Source organism: Hymenobacter mucosus (assembly GCF_900188255.1).
GTDB classification, from domain to species: domain Bacteria; phylum Bacteroidota; class Bacteroidia; order Cytophagales; family Hymenobacteraceae; genus Hymenobacter; species Hymenobacter mucosus.
Window position 1 is genome coordinate 105,121 of the sequence record NZ_FZNS01000009.1, and the last position, 15,534, is coordinate 120,654.

General features: G+C 56.7%; 10 protein-coding genes. 4 read left to right on the forward strand and 6 right to left on the reverse strand.

What is annotated here, in order from left to right; genetic code table 11:
• Positions 1–76: 76 nt before the first annotated feature.
• The 4 genes from CHB83_RS18240 (at position 77) to CHB83_RS18255 (ending at position 6,188) form a co-directional block, all read left to right on the forward strand.
• Positions 77–1,777 (forward strand): sodium:solute symporter family transporter, encoded by a 1,701-nt coding sequence (locus CHB83_RS18240; protein WP_045687905.1) that lies wholly within the window; start codon positions 77–79, stop codon positions 1,775–1,777.
• A 178-nt stretch (positions 1,778–1,955) separates the two neighbouring features.
• Positions 1,956–3,728 carry a family 43 glycosylhydrolase gene (locus CHB83_RS18245; RefSeq protein WP_052695092.1) on the forward strand — a complete coding sequence of 591 codons (1,773 nt, stop codon included), beginning with the start codon at positions 1,956–1,958 and terminating at the stop codon, positions 3,726–3,728.
• Between the two features lie 66 nt (positions 3,729–3,794).
• Positions 3,795–5,645: an NPCBM/NEW2 domain-containing protein gene (locus CHB83_RS18250; RefSeq protein WP_082455350.1), complete on the forward strand. Its 1,851-nt coding sequence runs from the start codon at positions 3,795–3,797 to the stop codon at positions 5,643–5,645.
• 54 nt (positions 5,646–5,699) lie between these two features.
• Entirely contained in the window at positions 5,700–6,188 is a 489-nt protein-coding gene (locus CHB83_RS18255; RefSeq protein ID WP_262489902.1) for a glycoside hydrolase family 127 protein, read from the forward strand.
• Positions 6,189–6,284: 96 nt separating this feature from the next.
• Here CHB83_RS18255 and CHB83_RS18260 read toward each other — a convergent pair whose 3' ends face one another.
• The 6 genes from CHB83_RS18260 to CHB83_RS18285 all read right to left on the reverse strand — a co-directional run bounded on the left by CHB83_RS18260 (position 6,285) and on the right by CHB83_RS18285 (position 15,529).
• On the reverse strand, positions 6,285–7,448 hold the full coding sequence (locus tag CHB83_RS18260; protein ID WP_089333645.1) for an MFS transporter: 1,164 nt from the start codon (positions 7,446–7,448) through the stop codon (positions 6,285–6,287).
• Positions 7,449–7,576: 128 nt separating this feature from the next.
• Positions 7,577–8,707 (reverse strand): transaldolase, encoded by a 1,131-nt coding sequence (gene tal, locus CHB83_RS18265; protein ID WP_045687903.1) that lies wholly within the window; start codon positions 8,705–8,707, stop codon positions 7,577–7,579.
• Positions 8,708–8,833: 126 nt separating this feature from the next.
• Positions 8,834–10,885 (reverse strand): transketolase, encoded by a 2,052-nt coding sequence (gene tkt / locus CHB83_RS18270; RefSeq protein WP_045687902.1) that lies wholly within the window; start codon positions 10,883–10,885, stop codon positions 8,834–8,836.
• 201 nt (positions 10,886–11,086) lie between these two features.
• Positions 11,087–12,082 carry an arabinan endo-1,5-alpha-L-arabinosidase gene (locus CHB83_RS18275; protein ID WP_045687901.1) on the reverse strand — a complete coding sequence of 332 codons (996 nt, stop codon included), beginning with the start codon at positions 12,080–12,082 and terminating at the stop codon, positions 11,087–11,089.
• A 104-nt stretch (positions 12,083–12,186) separates the two neighbouring features.
• Positions 12,187–14,346, reverse strand: coding sequence for an alpha-galactosidase (locus tag CHB83_RS18280; RefSeq protein ID WP_089333646.1), 2,160 nt, complete (start codon positions 14,344–14,346; stop codon positions 12,187–12,189).
• 175 nt (positions 14,347–14,521) lie between these two features.
• Positions 14,522–15,529, reverse strand: a complete 1,008-nt coding sequence (locus CHB83_RS18285; RefSeq protein WP_245855384.1) for a glycoside hydrolase family 43 protein — start codon at positions 15,527–15,529, stop codon at positions 14,522–14,524.
• Positions 15,530–15,534 lie beyond the last annotated feature (5 nt).

The window sequence follows — 15,534 nt, forward strand, 5'->3', positions numbered from 1 at the left end:
TAGATGTCAATAAAAAATGTTGTAAAATCAAGCCCTCAAATACTCTCATAACTTCCCACGTTCCCGGATTTACCTCATGCGTAACAATCTTACGACGCTTGACATCTTTGTCTTCTTGTTCTACCTAATCGGCGTTTCGGCCTATGGGTATTACGTTTACAAGAGCAAGCAAAAGGCTGAGCAAAGCACCAAAGACTATTTTCTCGCTGAAGGCTCGCTCACCTGGTGGGCCATTGGCGCGTCCATGATTGCCTCGAACATCTCCGCCGAACAGTTCATCGGTATGTCGGGGTCCGGATTTACCGTGGGGGTAGCAGTAGCTGCCTACGAGTGGGTGGCCGCTATTGTACTCATCATTGTGGCGGTGTTCTTCATGCCGGTTTTCCTGAAGGAGAAGATCTTCACGATGCCTCAGTTCCTGGAACAGCGCTACAATTCCACGCTCAGCCTAATCATGAGTATTTTCTGGCTGTTCCTCTACGTACTGGTTAACCTAACTTCCATTCTGTACCTAGGTGCGCTGGCCATCAGTAATTTGATTGGTGGCGGTAGCTTCCACCTGATTATGGTGGCGCTGGCCGTATTTGCCCTGCTGATTTCACTGGGCGGTATGAAAGTAGTAGGCTATACCGACGTAATTCAGGTAGTAGTGCTGGTAATTGGTGGCTTGGTTACAACATACGTAGCCTTGTCGGTTGTAAGCACCAAGTTTGGCTTGGGTGGCGGTGCCATCTCGGGCTTCATGGCCCTCATGGACAACGCCGGCGACCACTTCAAGATGATTTTCCCGAAACCGGGGCCCACAACACCGCAGGAGGAAATAAATAAATACATCACCCTACCCGGCATTGCTATGTACTTCGCCGGCATGTGGATTGTGAACCTGAACTACTGGGGTTGCAACCAGTACATCACCCAGCGCGCCCTCGGTGCCGACTTGCAGACTGCCCGTACGGGTATCCTGTTTGCCGGTATGCTGAAGCTGATGATGCCCGTTATCGTAATGCTGCCCGGTATTGCGGCCTACGTGCTGTACAAGAACGGTGAGTTGCAGCAGGAAATGGCTTCAACGGGTGCTTTCAACTCCGACAACGCGTACTCGGCTGTGTTGACTTTCCTACCCAACGGCTTGAAAGGCTTGTCGATGGCTGCTTTGACGGCTGCTATTGTAGCTTCTTTAGCTGGTAAAGTAAACTCGATTTCGACCATCTTCACGCTCGACATCTACAAGCGTTACATCAACCAAGACGCCACTGAGAAGAAGCAGGTATGGGTAGGTCGCCTGACCATCCTTATTTCGGTGATTCTGGGCGTAGCCCTGACGTGGGAAGATTTGCTGGGCATTGGTGGCGAGGGTGGCTTCCAGTTTATTCAGAAGTACACGGGCTTCATCTCGCCCGGTATCGTAGCCATCTTCGTGCTGGGTATGTTCTGGAAGCGTACCACGGCGGCTGCCGCCATTACGGGTATCCTAGCAGGTTTTGCTTTGTCGGTACTGTTTAATAACTACGCTCCTTCGCTGTTCGGCAACGAGACGATCCTGTACACGGCCTACCCCAATGGCCACGGCAGCTACGAGATTCCTTTCCTAATTTGCATGGGCTTGTCGTTTGCTTTCACCCTGCTTATTATGGTGGCCATGAGCTTGGCTGGGCCGGTAGTTAGCGCCCGCGCTATCAACCTCACGCCAGGTATGTTCAAGGTAAGCTCTCAGACCATGACGCTGATTGTTATCACGCTGCTGCTGATAACAGCTCTTTATGCCAAGTTCTGGTAACCAACCAGCCTAGCCGCAGCCAACCAGTACTGGCTGAGCTTCCATTACCATATTGTTGCGCAGATTATCCCATTTTCCGCGCGTAAGCACCAGGACGGGGACGTGAATACTAATTCGCGTCCCCGTTGTGCTTCCTATTGCCCTGCTCTAATGCCGTTCCAACCAAATTCCTACACCCATGACCCCTACTTCTACCTTGCCCCGCCCGGGCAAAAGCATCCTCCTGCGCCCTTGGGCCACCCCCTTTGCTAAAGTACTGCGCCTGCTGGCGCTGATGCTCGGGTTTGCTACTAGTCTGAGCTTTCCGGCCCGCGCCCTGCAAGGCAACGACAATTGCCACGACCCTTCCAGCATTGTGAAGGATGGTAACAAGTACTGGATTTTTACCACTGGTACCGGCATCTATGGTATGTACTCCACCGACTTGGTGAGGTGGGAATCTGGGTCGCGGCCCGTGTTTCAGGCTGGCGCCTATCCTAGCTGGATTCAAAGCAAAGTGCCCGGCTTCTCCGGCGACTTCTGGGCGCCGGAGTGCGTGTACCGCAACGGTAAGTTTTACCTCTACTACTCCGTATCTACGTTCGGGTCCAACACCTCCACTATTGGCTTAGCTACCAACGTAACACTGGACCCAGCCAACCCGAACTACCAGTGGGTGGACCAGGGCGAGGTAGTATCTACAACAAGCAGCAGTGCTGCTAATGCAATTGACCCCGCCGTTGTAACGGACGCTAGTGGTGGGCTATGGATGAGCTACGGCTCCTTTTTTAAAGGTATTGGCTTGATTAAGCTGGATGCTACCACTGGTAAGCGCTCCGGCACTAGCTTCTACTGGCTGGCGGGCAACGTGGCCGCCGATGGCGTAACGCGCAACAATAGCGGTAGCGAGGCGCCGTACATTGTGCGCAACGGCAGCTACTATTACCTCTTCATCAACAAAGGAGCTTGCTGCAAGGGCTCCAGCAGCACCTACTACATTCAGGTGGGCCGCTCTACCAGCATCACCGGCCCCTACCTTGATAAGAATGGAGTAGACCTGAACAAGAACGGCGGTACTACCCTCATTGCTACTAGCGGCAATTACGTAGGACCCGGACACGTGGGCCTGTTCATCGAGAACGGTGCCAACTACCTCACCCATCACTACTACGACAGCAGCCAGGATGGCCGCGCCCGCTTGAGCGTGGGTAACATGGGCTGGGATGGTGCCGCGTGGCCCTTCATCACCCGCGACTGGATTGCTAGTGGCCGCTACACCCTCACCAACCAGAATAGTGGTAAAGTGTGGGATGCTTGGGGCTGCACTGGCGCCCAAGGTCAGGCCATTGCCCAGGGTACACTGAGCCCCGGCCTCGCCTGCCAGCAGTGGAATTTGACTCCCGTGGGCAACGGGGAATACAAAATCACGGCCAACGTAGGTAGCGGTCTGGCGGCCGACGTCGTGAATAATAGCTCCGCAAACGGCGCCAAGCTGCAACTATACCCTTACAGCGGCGTTGCTGGTCAGCGCTTCAAGATTGAACGAACCAACTCAGGTGGGTACGTGCTCTCATCAGTGAATGGTAATAGGGTAGTAGAAGTGCCTGCCTGTTCTACTACGGCGGGGGTACAACTGGCCCTGTACGATTACTTGGCCAACAACTGCCAGCAGTGGGCTATTGCGCCTACTGCCAGTGCCCGGGTGCTAGCTACCCAGCCGGCCCAAACCGCTCAGTTTAGCGTGTACCCTAACCCCACGGAGCACGGCCGCTTTACGCTGACGCTAGGAGAGGAGTTAGCGGGGAGCAACGTAACGGTGACCCTCTCAGACTTGCAGGGGCGGCGGGTATATAGCCGTATTGCTACGGGTAGTACCTCGTTGCCTGTGGAGGTTGCCGTGCGCGCCGGCTTGTACGTGCTGCAAGTCAGCAGCGCCCGAGGTTCCTACACGCAGAAACTACAAGTACAGTAAAAAATTGCACCGCGGTGCCTCTAATGCACGGGGCACCGCGGCTGGCAGCCATTAACCTACAGCCCCATGAACAACCACACCTTGGCCCGGCTAGCAACCAGCCTCCTGCTAGGCAGTGCAGCCACCATCGGTCCGGCAGCATCACAGAAAGCCACCTCCCCTGACTTTCATCAGTGGGCCCTTACTCCACCCATGGGTTGGAATAGTTGGGACTGCTACGGCCCCACGGTAGTAGAAGCGGAGGTGAAAGCCAACGCCGACTACATGGCCAAAAACTTGAAAAGCAGTGGCTGGGACTATGTGGTAGTGGATATTCGCTGGTACGTAGGCAACGACACTGCCCACGGTTACAACGAGAAGAACCCTGATTTTGCCATTGATGCCTATGGGCGCTTTGTGCCCGCCGTAAACCGGTTTCCCTCAGCGGCAGGCGGTAAAGGATTTAAGCCCTTGGCTGATTACATGCACGCAAAGGGCCTGAAGTTTGGCATCCATATTATGCGCGGGGTGCCAGTAGTAGCTGTGCAGCGCAAGCTGCCTATTCTCGGTAGCAAAGCCACCGCCGCCGACATTTACTCCAAAGAAGGACAAGCGGGCTGGCTGCACGATATGTACACTGTAGTAGCCGGTCGGCCGGGCGCCCAAGAGTACTACAATTCCCTCTTTAAACTGTATGCGAGTTGGGGCGTTGATTTTGTGAAGGTGGACGATTTATCGTCGCCTTACCACAAGCCGGAAGTGGAGATGATTCGGAAGGCCATTGATTTGTCGGGCCGCAAAATAGTGCTCAGCACTTCGCCCGGCGAAACGCCTATTGCGGAAGCAAAGCACGTCGCGGCCCATGCCAATATGTGGCGTACCGTTGGCGACTTCTGGGACAGTTGGGAGCAGCTTAAAGAGCATTTCGACGTGTGCAACCGCTGGTCGGCCTACATCCAACCTGGCGCTTTTCCCGATGCCGACATGCTGCCGTTGGGCCGCCTAGGCATACGGGCGGAGCGCGGCGACGACCGTATGACCCGCTTCACCCGTGACGAGCAGTATACGCTTATGAGCCTGTGGAGTATCTTCCGCTCGCCGCTTATGTTTGGTGGCGACCTGCCCAGCAACGACGCCTTCACGTTGTCGTTGCTTACCAATAAAGACGTGCTGGCCATGCACCACAGCAGCACCAGCAACCGCCAGCTGTTTCGCAAAGACAACTTGATTGCCTGGACCGCCGACGACCCCAAAACGGGCGACAAATTCCTGGCACTCTTCAATGCCCAGGACCAAGAGTTGGCGCCAGTCAACGAGGCTGCTTGGTCTAGCTCGGTTATCACCCGCCAAACGCCCGGCCAAAGCCAGGCAGTGAACGTGGACATTACGGGCGCAACCAAGCTCTATCTTAACGTGCGCGAAGGTGGCGACGACATTGCTTGGGACCACGCCGATTGGCTAAATCCCGTGCTCAGCAACGGTAGTAAATCGGTGTTCCTGAGTTCGATGCCTTGGAAGACGGCAACTGCCGGCTGGGGTACTGTAACGGCCAACCGTAGCGTATCGGGTGCTGATCTAATAGTTGCAGGCAAGAAATACGACCAAGGCATTGGTACGCACTCGAACTCCATGATTGAGTACGATCTGCCCGCTGGCTTTACCCGGTTCCAGGCCACCGCTGGCCTCGACAATGCCGGTGCCGCCCAAAATACGGGGGGAACCATGCAATTTTTGGTTTTCACCAAGAACCCGTTCCGCCCTCTACCTGCCGACTCCGTGAAGGTCCCCGTAACCCTGGCTCAACTCGGGCTGACGGGCTCCTGCACCGTCCGCGACATGTGGACTGGCAAAACGACTAGTGGCGTGGCAGGTGAGTTTGCCCCCTATGTGCGCCGCCACGGTGCGCGCCTGTTTAGAATCTCCAAAGGCAAGAAATAATGATGCTGAGCCAGTCCTCTATTTCTGAGAACTGAAACGGGCACTGGCCATTCTATCCAGGTCACGCCGGACTTTTCTTACTGGCAAGACGACAAGCCCGTAGCAGACCAGCGCGAGGCCGTGGGCCATGCCGTGCGTGCGGAGTACCTCTACTCGGCTATGGCCGACGTGGCCGCTCTTACGGGCGACCAGCAGCTGCTGGCGTCGGTAGACAGCATCTGGCACAACATGGTCTCGAAGAAGCTCTACGTAACGGGAGGGACGGGCGCCGTGCCGGGGGGCGAGCGGTTCGGGGGCAACTACGAACTGCCCAACACCACGGCCTACAACGAAACCTGCGCCTCGGTGGCTAACGTGTACTGGAACCAGCGCATGTTTCAGCTCCACGGCGACTCGAAGTACGTGGACATGCTGGAGAAGGTGCTCTACAATGGGTTGATTTCCGGGGTAGGACTGGATGGCAAATCCTTCTTCTACTCCAACGCCATGCAAATCAAGAACAGCGTGAGCTTCGCGCAGAGCGAGCCTCAGCGTGCGGGGTAAACCCTGCTGCCAGCACCGACCGCTCTGATGTGCAGTGCTAGCGCAAACCAAAGCGACTCGTAGATATCAGTTAGTAGATGCTGGTACTTACTCCACTTATGTAGCCTGTTGAGCGGGTGTGGGGGTAGGAGCCGGGCGGGCGGCAAGAATGCCAATGGCGGCGCCTAAGCCAGCAACCAATGCAAAGGAAACGCGCAGGCTAGAAACCTCCGCCACCAGCCCAATCAGTGGCGGCCCCAGTAGAAATCCAAGGTAGCCAATGGTAGAAACCATAGCCAGCGCCACCCCCGGCGACACCGTAGTGGCCCGCCCCGCGGCGCTGTAGGCCAGAGGCGTTACTGAGGCAATACCGAACCCGACCAGCAGAAATCCTACTACCGATGGAATAAACGCAGGCCAAAGCACCGCCAGCAGTAAGCCCGCGGTGATTAGGGCACTGCTGATTTGCAGCATGCGGTTCGTCCCGTAGCGGTGAGTGAAGAAGTCGGAGATAAAGCGGCCTAGGGCCATGGTGCTCATGCAGGCCACGTAGCCGGCCGTTACCAGAGTAGCATCGGGCCGCACTACCTTCTGAAAATATACTCCGCTCCAATCGAACATGCAGCCCTCGCAGAGCATTCCGCAGAAGGCAATAAGGCCGATGCGCAGCAAGTAGGGCTCGGGGCGGCGCAAGCCTGGGCCACCAGCTTCGGCGCCTGTATCCTGGGGCAACGTGCGCTGGTGCGCTAGTATAGTAAGCACCAGCCCAATGCCCATCACGAGTAGGAAGTGCCAAAGCGGGGTTTGCTGCCAACGAATCAGCAAGGTGCCTAACGCGCCACCTAGGAAGCCAGCCAAGCTCCACAGCCCGTGGAAGCTTCCCATAATGGGCTTGCCGTAGGCCGCCTGCACTCCAATAGCCTGAGTATTGACGGAAATATTGAGCAGGTTACCCGCAAAACCAAACAATACTAGGCTACCCGCCAAGCTCCAGAAGCCAGATGCCCAACCTAGTAGGGGTAGGAATCCTGCGTACATGCAGGTAGCAGCCAGCACTACCACCCGGCTGCCGTAGGTATGCACCATCCAGCCGGCTACTGGCAAAGCCAGCATGGAGCCTACGGGAAGGGCCAGCAATAATTGTCCTAGCTCCCCTTCACTCAGCCCCAGCTTGAGGCCGATATCAGGAATGCGAGAAGCCCAGGAAGCAAAGCATAACCCCGCCACAAAAAACAAGGCGCTAACAGCCACGCGGCGATGGGTAGGCGTAAATTCAGCCATACAGGAAGTTGGTAAAACAAAGCGGGGAGCTACCTAGGTAGCTCCCCGCTGATGGTATTTATCCTGAGCAAGTGAGAACCCCAAAGGCTCACTTACCAAAGAAGGATATGGCTTATGCAGCAGACAACTTATGCCGTGGCACCGGCCAGTGCTTCCTGGCGCTTCTGCTCAAGCACGTTCATCAGCTTACCGAAGGGCTCGGTGAACTTCTGGGCGCCTTCCTGCTCCAATTGGTTGGTCAGGGCCTCCAAATCAATGCCCAACTCAGGCAGACGGTCCAGCACGGCTATTTCCTGCTTATCGGCCAGGCGGTTGGCGGGCTTGCCTTTCGCGCGGTAGAAGTCCAGGGTTTCTACTGGAATGGTGTTTACCGTATTTGGGCCGATAAGGGCTTCTACGTACTTCAGGTCGTCGTACTTGGGGTTTTTGTTGCCGGTGCTGGCCCACAGCAGGCGCTGTGGCTGAGCACCCTGTGCCTTCAGGGCTTCCCAACGTGGGCCCGCAAAGATTTCTTCAAATACCTCGTAGGCACGCTTGGCGCTAGCAATGGCTACCTCACCTACCAACGACTGCGCCAACTCGCCCTTCTCGCCGCCTTCGGCTGCTAGTTGCTCAAGCTTGGGGTCAATCAGTACGTCGATACGAGAGAGGAAGAAGCTTGCTACCGAATCCAGACGCTTCACCGAACCACCAGCTTTTACGCGGTCTTCCAGACCAGCAATGTAGGCTTCGGCTACGGCGCGGTACCGATCTACGCTGAAAATCAGGGTTACGTTTACGTTCACGCCAGCCGCAATCAACTGACGAATGGCGGGTAGGCCAGCTAGGGTAGCGGGCACCTTAATCATCACGTTGGGGCGATCCACCTGCTTCCAGAAGTGCAAACCTTCGGCTACGGTTCCTTCCGTGTCGTGCACCAACTCGGGCGATACTTCCAGGCTCACGTAGCCATCACCACCATTTTCGGGGTGGTCATAAAGGGGACGGAGCAGGTCGCACGCCTGCTGCACGTCAGCAACGGCTAGTTTGGCGTAGATCTCATCGGCCGAAAGACCCTCCTGGGCAAATTTGCGAATGTCGTCGGCGTAGTCATCGGAGCCAGCAATGGCTTTCTCGAAGATGGCTGGGTTCGACGTTACACCGCGCAGACCGTCTTCTGTAATCAGGCGCTGCAGTTCACCGTTGTGCAGGATGTTGCGGCGAATATAGTCTAGCCAAATGCTTTGGCCGAAGTCGTGAATGGCAACTAATGGGTTCATATCGAGTGGGGCTTTATCGGTTCAAAGAATACTTTCGGGAGAAAGTGGAAGCTGCTACCTAGCACACCTTGGCTACCTTTTTCCTAGAAGAAAGGTAGCCAAGGTGTGCTAGGTAGTAAACAACGATTACGACAGAACTTCTTTCTGCTCGATTTCGGAGGGCTGACCTTGAAGTACCTGCTGGGCCTGCTTCACTACGTTCTCAACAGAGAAGCCGAAGTACTCCAATACTGCCTCGCCAGGGCCCGATTCGCCGAAGCGGTTCATGGCAATGACGGTGCCTTCGTCGGTTACATACTTATGCCAGCCCATAGGCGAGCCAGCCTCAATACCTACGCGCTTGCGCACCGTGGGGGGCAGCACCTGCTGCTGATAGGCTTTGTCCTGCTTCTCAAACAACTCCCAAGACGGCATGCTTACTACGCGGGTGGGCACACCTTGTTGCTCCAAAGCTTCCTGCGCCTGCAGGGCCAATGAAACTTCCGAGCCCGTAGCCAGCAGTAGCAGCTGGGGCTGGCCGTCTTTGGCCTCGCGCAGGATGTAGGCCCCTTTGGCCACGCCCTCGCGGGCCGAGCCAAACTGGCCTTGGTCCAATACGGGCAGCTTCTGGCGCGACAAAATCAGCACCACCGGCGACTTGGGTGTGGTCATGGCAATACGCCATGATTCTACGGTTTCATTGGCGTCGGCTGGGCGTAGCACCACAATATTGGGGATGGTACGCAGGGCCGCTACTTGCTCTACTGGCTGGTGAGTAGGGCCATCTTCGCCCAGGCCAATGCTGTCGTGGGTGAACACGAAAGTAGCGGCCGACTCGGCCAGGGCCGTGAGGCGGATGGCACCGCGCATGTAGTCGGAGAAGGTGAGGAAGGTACCGCCGTACGTGCGTACCCCGCCGTGGTGAGCCATACCGTTCATGGCCGCACCCATGGCGTGCTCGCGCACCCCAAACCAAATGTTAGACTTCTCGTAGGAGCCGGGCTGGAAGCTGATGTCGCCGCTGGTGGGCATCTCGTTGGAGCTAGCCAAGTCGGCCGAGCCACCAAACAAGAAGGGCACCGACTGCTTCAGGGCATTCAGGGCTTTGCCGGATGCCTGGCGGGTAGCCAGGGCGCCGTCGGCGGCGGTGAAAACGGGCAGCGAGGCGTCCCAACCTGCGGGGAGCTCACCCGCAAACGAAGCCTGGAACAGTTCCCACTCTGTGCCAAACTCCTGCTGGTACGCCTCTGTTTGCTGCTGCCATTCGGCCTGAAGGGCGGCGCCGCGCTGGCCAGCTTCGGCCAGGTGGGTGCGTACCTCTTCGGGCACTACAAACGTAGCCTCGGGGTCGAAGCCAAAAAACTCTTTTGCTTTCTTCAGATTATCAGCGCCCAGGGGCGAGCCGTGCACCTTGCTGGTGCCTTCCTGGGGGCTGCCGTACCCGATGATAGTTTTCACCGAAATGATGGACGGACGCTCCGTCTCCTGTTGCGCCGCCTTAATAGCCGCCTCAATACCATCGAGGTCGTTGCCATCGGTTACGCGCTGGGTGTGCCAGCCGTAGGCCTCAAAACGAGCCAGGGCATCCTCCGTGTATGAGAGATTGGTGGGGCCGTCGAGGCAGATGTCGTTATCGTCGTAGAGGTAGATCAGCTTGCCCAGCTTCAAGTGGCCGGCCAGCGAAGCAGCCTCGGCCGCAATGCCTTCCATCAGGTCGCCGTCACTCACGATGGCGTAGGTGTAGTGGTCTTGCAGCGTGTGGCCTTCCTTGTTATACACGGCGGCCAAGTGCGCCTCGGCCATGGCCATGCCTACGCCGTTGGCGAAACCCTGGCCCAGCGGCCCCGTCGTCACCTCTACGCCTGGCGTCAGGTTCGACTCGGGGTGGCCTGGCGTCTTAGAGTGCATCTGGCGGAAGGCCTTCAAATCATCCAGGCTTAGGTCGTAGCCATAAAGGTGCAGCAGGCTATAGAGCAAGGCCGAACCGTGGCCCGCCGACAGTACGAACCGGTCGCGGTTCGGCCACTTCGGGTCCTGGGGGTTGAAGCGCAGGAAGCGCGAGAAGAGCACGTAGGCCATGGGCGCCGCGCCCATGGGTAAACCTGGGTGGCCAGAGTTGGCGGCCTGCACCATGTCTACCGACAGCAGACGAATGGTATTAACGCTTAGGTCAGCGAGGGAGGAAGTCGGCTTGGTCACGAAAGGACAAGTAAGAGTGGGAAATGATGCTAAGCTAAGAGACGAAGGCACTGCTTCGGCCGCATCAAAAGGAGTTGTGCGCGAGAAAAAGGACCGTAATCGGTGCCGATAGTCGAACCTGGGAAGTTGACAGCGGAAAAGTAGAACTTATTACTGCAATACACAATCGTTTGTGTAAATATTCTGCTTCCCGCCAACCAGCTAAGGCTGTACTACAGGCCAGCCAGTAGCGTCCCAGTTTAGCTTTTCAATGCGTAGTTTGGGGTGGCCTTTGTCGCTGGCATCATACCCGTGGAAAACAAGATAATCGGCCTTGTCAAAGGTGTACACGGAGTTATGACCTAGGCCAAACCAGTTTTTGTCGCCGGCTAGCACCTGCGTGCCACCTCCTTGCTCAAGAGCTACACCAGCTTTGTCTACGTAGGGACCCATCACGTTTTTAGCGCGGCCTACCATAATCTTATACGTGCTTTGGGGGCCGCGGCAGCAGTAGTCAAACGACGTGAATAGGTAGTAGTAGCCGTTTTTACGAAACACAAACGGAGCTTCAATAGCGCCGTCGCCGGGCATAGAATCGTTGAGCTGGGGGCTGCGAGGGCGCTTGGCAATGGTGCGCCACTGTTCAGGCTGAGCGGGGGCCGTGAGGTCGGGGCGTAACTGAACCAGCTTAATGCCCTCCCAAAACGAGCCAAACGTCAGCCAGGGAGTGCCCGCGTCGTCGCGGACGAGGTTGGGGTCAATAGCATTCCACATGTCGCGCCCCGGTACTGATTGGAGCACCCGGCCGTGGTCTTCCCACTTGAAGTCCTTGGAGGTAGGATCGAGAGTCTTATTCGTGGCTAGGCCAATGCAGGAGGTGTTTTTGCCAAAGGCGGAAACAGAATAAAACAGGTAGTATACCCCGTTGTGAAAGGAAATATCGGGCGCCCAGATATGGTTCTTGAAGCCTGGTACGGCCTGCACGGCCCAGGCGGGAGCGGTAGCAAAAATGGGCTTCTCAGGTTTCCAATTCTGCCGGTCCTTTGATGACCACACGGAGATGCCAGGGCCAGTGCAGAACATATAGTACGTGCCGTTCTGTTGCGCCATCACGGGGTCGTGAGCCGGAATAAGGGGTACTTTGGATTGCGCTTGGGCGCCTAAGCTACCTAAGGCGAGGGCAAGCGCCACGCAGTGCTTTCGAAGAGAAGGATACATAAACGATTGTGTTGAATGTAGTAGGGAAGGTAGAGCCCACAACGCAGCCAAAATGGGGGGTAAGCAACTGGCGCAACTCAGCCTAGTTACCCTTCATCTGGTGATTACTCCGCTGTTAGTTCCAGCACGTGGCTAGTAAGGGCCGGGGCATTAGTAGGCGAAACCATAATGCCAATGCGCATCAGGTAGTCGCCGGAGTAGGTTTGGTTGTGCGCGGGCAGTTGCGATGTGGCACCGGGCATTAGGTTGATTTCCGTGACGCGGTAGCGTTTAGTGATGTCGAGGCCCTGTAGGCGCACGGGAAGCACGTTTTCGTTGGTGCGGGTGTGCAGGTTATAGCCAAACACAACGGCCTTGCGCTGCTGGTCCTCCACGTACATCACCGAGGGCTGGTTGCTCTCGTAGGGGGAGCGGAGGCGGTATTGCTCGCCCTGCCAAATGATGGAGCTCAGGCGCTTGTAGTCCTTCACGGCCTGCTGGCTAAACTGTAAGTCTTCGGGCGTCATTTTCTCTACCTCAATATCGTAGCCCAACTTGCCCATCATGGCCACATCCGTACGGAACTTGATGGAGTGCTGGCGATTCCAGTTGGTAACGTGGCTGCACAGCGTATTGGAAGGAAAGAAGTTGGAGAAGCCCCACTGAATAAACACGCGCTCAACGGCGTCGGTGTTGTCAGAAGGCCAAAACTCGGTGAAGTACTTCAGGCCGCCGTAGTCGGAGCGGGCACCGCCGCCGGAGCACAGCATCATGGGTACGTGGGGGTACTTCTGGCGTACCCGGGCCAGCACCTTATACAGGCCCCGCACGTAGTCAATATACAAGTGCGACTGATTCTTGCCCAGGTACTTGGAGTAGCCGTTGGTGATCATGCGGTTGCAGTCCCACTTGATGTAAGCCACGTTCTGCTTAAACTGCTCATCTACCACGCCAAAGACAAAGTCCTGCACTTTGGGGTTGGTCAGGTCGAGCACCAGCTGGTTGCGGTAGTAGTCCTCGGGGCGGTTCGGGAGCTTAAGTACCCAGTCGGGGTGTTTCTCATACAGCTCACTTTTAGGGCTTACCATCTCGGGCTCAACCCAAATCCCGAACTTAACTCCATTCTTACTAGCCGTTTGCACCAAGTGACCTACGCCGTTAGGTAGCTTGGTTTTGGCCGGTTCCCAGTCGCCGAGGCTGGTGGCGTCGTTGTTGCGCGGATACTTGTTGCCGAACCAGCCGTCATCCAGCAAGAACACGTCCACACCCAGCTTGCCCGCATCAGCAATCAGCCCATCCAGCTTCGGTTCGTTGAAGTCGAAAAACGTGGCCTCCCAGTTGTTGAGCAGGGTTAGGCGGGGTTCGGTGCCATCGAGCACGCCAAAGCGGCGGGCCCAGTTGTGCAAGTTGCGCGAGGCTTGTCCTTTGCCCTGGGTGCTATAAGTAAAGATGAACTCGGGGGTAGTAAAAATTTGGTTGGCGGGTAGCGTGTACTCAGAAGCGTAGGGGTTGATGCCCGCCGATACGCGCAGGGCGTTGAGATTATCCAGCTCAAATGCCAGCCGGAAATTGCCCGTCCAGGCCAGCGTGCCCGCCAGCACTTCACCGCTCGTTTCGGTAGCAGCTTGGTCAAAAGCGAGTTGGAATGCTGGCGTTTGGTACCAGTGGGGGCGGGTACCCAGCTTGGTATCAATCACCTTCACACCACTAGTAAGCGGTGCTTCCTCCATGCCTGCTTCCTTCGCCCAGTCGCCGTGAAACTGGGTTAGCCAGTACTGGTGGGCGTTGAAGTGCAGCATCGCCGACGCGTAGTTAGTCAGCACTACCGGCTTCTTCTCCCGGTGCCGGATTTCCGTCCAGGCTTTAATAACATCCTCGCGGTAGTAGGCAGCAAAGTGCAGCAGCACCTCTACCGGATACTGCGGGTCGCGCAGGCGGATAACGGTTTCCGTGAGGTCGTCGCCGATTTTACTGGTTTGTTTGTCGGCGAAGACTAAGCTCAGCCCCGGATTACCATCGGAGTGAACCAGCCGAATGGCTGGCTCAAACAAGTTGTCGGTGCCAGCGGGTACGTAGGCCTCGTGTTGCTTGGGCAGCGGGCCGTAGTCGGCGGGGTTGTTGAGTTTGGCGCCCAGGTAGGTTTGGTACAGCTTCTGGTTGTCGCCAACGGCTAGCACAAGACTTACGTGCTGAGTTTCGACGACGATGGGCAGGGTAGCAGGAGCCATGGCAGATGCCACGCCACTAAGGAGTAGCAGGCAGTAGCTTAGTACGGATTTCAGCATGGGCAGGGTGGGAACGGAAGAGCGGCGGACGGGAGCAGAAGATTGGCTAAAAAGCCAAAACGTCATGCTGCACTTGCTGAAGCTCTCTGCCCGGTAGCTTCATCGCTACAACGAAGCGGGCGAGATGCTTCGGCAAGCGCAGCATGACGTTCATAGTAAGACAGTGGCAGGGAGGTTACTTGGCGGCTTTAATGCCTTCCGTAGTCATGGCCACGCGCTTCATTGTGCCATCCTTGTTGTAATACAAGTAGTCGATGCAGACGGAGCGGCGGAAGCTTCCCCCATCGGTGGGGATGCTGCCGTTGTGGTAGATAAAATAGCTCTGCCCCTTGAAGTCAATGATAGACTGGTGGTTGGTGTTGGAGTTGCCCGCTACCTCGTTCAGAATACCTTTAAATTCCCAGGGCCCTTCGATGCTGCGGCTCATGGCGTAGGCAATCTTCTCCGGGAACTGGTAGGCGTAGCTGAGGTAGTACCAGCCGTTGTGTTTGTGCACCCAGGGAGCCTCCGTAAACTTAGGCAGGGTAGTTACCTTGTTGATGGGGCCATCGAGCTCCGTCATGTTTGGCTTCAGCTTCGCCCAGTAGCAGTTGGTGTTGCCCCAGTACAGGTAAGCTTGGCCCTTGTCGTCTATAAAAACGGTGGGGTCGATGTCGTCCCAGCTGATGGGACTATCGGTCATGTTATTGGTGATGATGGCCGAACCCCGGGCATCCTTGAACGGACCCGTTGGGCTGTCGGACACTGCTACCCCAATAGACTTGCCCGGAATGGTGCCATGCTCCACGGCCACGTACCAGTAGAACTTGCCGTTGCGCTCAATCACCTGCGAAGCCCAGGCATCGGCCTTGGCCCAGGCAAAGGCTTTCACATTCAGCGGCGAGGGATGCTCCTTCCAGTTTACCATGTCCTGGGAGGAGTAGCACAGCCACTCATTCATTACGTAGCGCTCCTGGCGCGCAGGGGCTTCGTCGTGGCCGGCATAGAGGTACACCGTACCCTTATGCACGAAGGCGGCGGGGTCGGCGGTGTACTTGTCTTTGATGATGGGGTTACCAGCCACGGGTTCCGGGGCTGCCTGCCCTAGCGCCGTCGTGGGCGCCAGGGCAGGAGCCGCAGCCAGTAGCAGCATACCAGCGAGTAAGGAGCGGGTAGCGGGCAAAAAAGAGAGTTGCTTAGTCATGACGG

What these genes read in the sequence shown, in the direction of transcription:
- CHB83_RS18240 (WP_045687905.1), top strand. Translation starts at nt 77, where the DNA reads ATGCGTAACAATCTTACGACGCTTGACATCTTTGTCTTCTTGTTCTAC.
- CHB83_RS18245 (WP_052695092.1), top strand. Translation starts at nt 1,956, where the DNA reads ATGACCCCTACTTCTACCTTGCCCCGCCCGGGCAAAAGCATCCTCCTG.
- CHB83_RS18250 (WP_082455350.1), top strand. Translation starts at nt 3,795, where the DNA reads ATGAACAACCACACCTTGGCCCGGCTAGCAACCAGCCTCCTGCTAGGC.
- CHB83_RS18260 (WP_089333645.1), bottom strand. Translation starts at nt 7,448, where the DNA reads ATGGCTGAATTTACGCCTACCCATCGCCGCGTGGCTGTTAGCGCCTTG.
- tal (WP_045687903.1), bottom strand. Translation starts at nt 8,707, where the DNA reads ATGAACCCATTAGTTGCCATTCACGACTTCGGCCAAAGCATTTGGCTA.
- CHB83_RS18275 (WP_045687901.1), bottom strand. Translation starts at nt 12,082, where the DNA reads ATGTATCCTTCTCTTCGAAAGCACTGCGTGGCGCTTGCCCTCGCCTTA.
- CHB83_RS18280 (WP_089333646.1), bottom strand. Translation starts at nt 14,346, where the DNA reads ATGCTGAAATCCGTACTAAGCTACTGCCTGCTACTCCTTAGTGGCGTG.
- CHB83_RS18285 (WP_245855384.1), bottom strand. Translation starts at nt 15,529, where the DNA reads ATGACTAAGCAACTCTCTTTTTTGCCCGCTACCCGCTCCTTACTCGCT.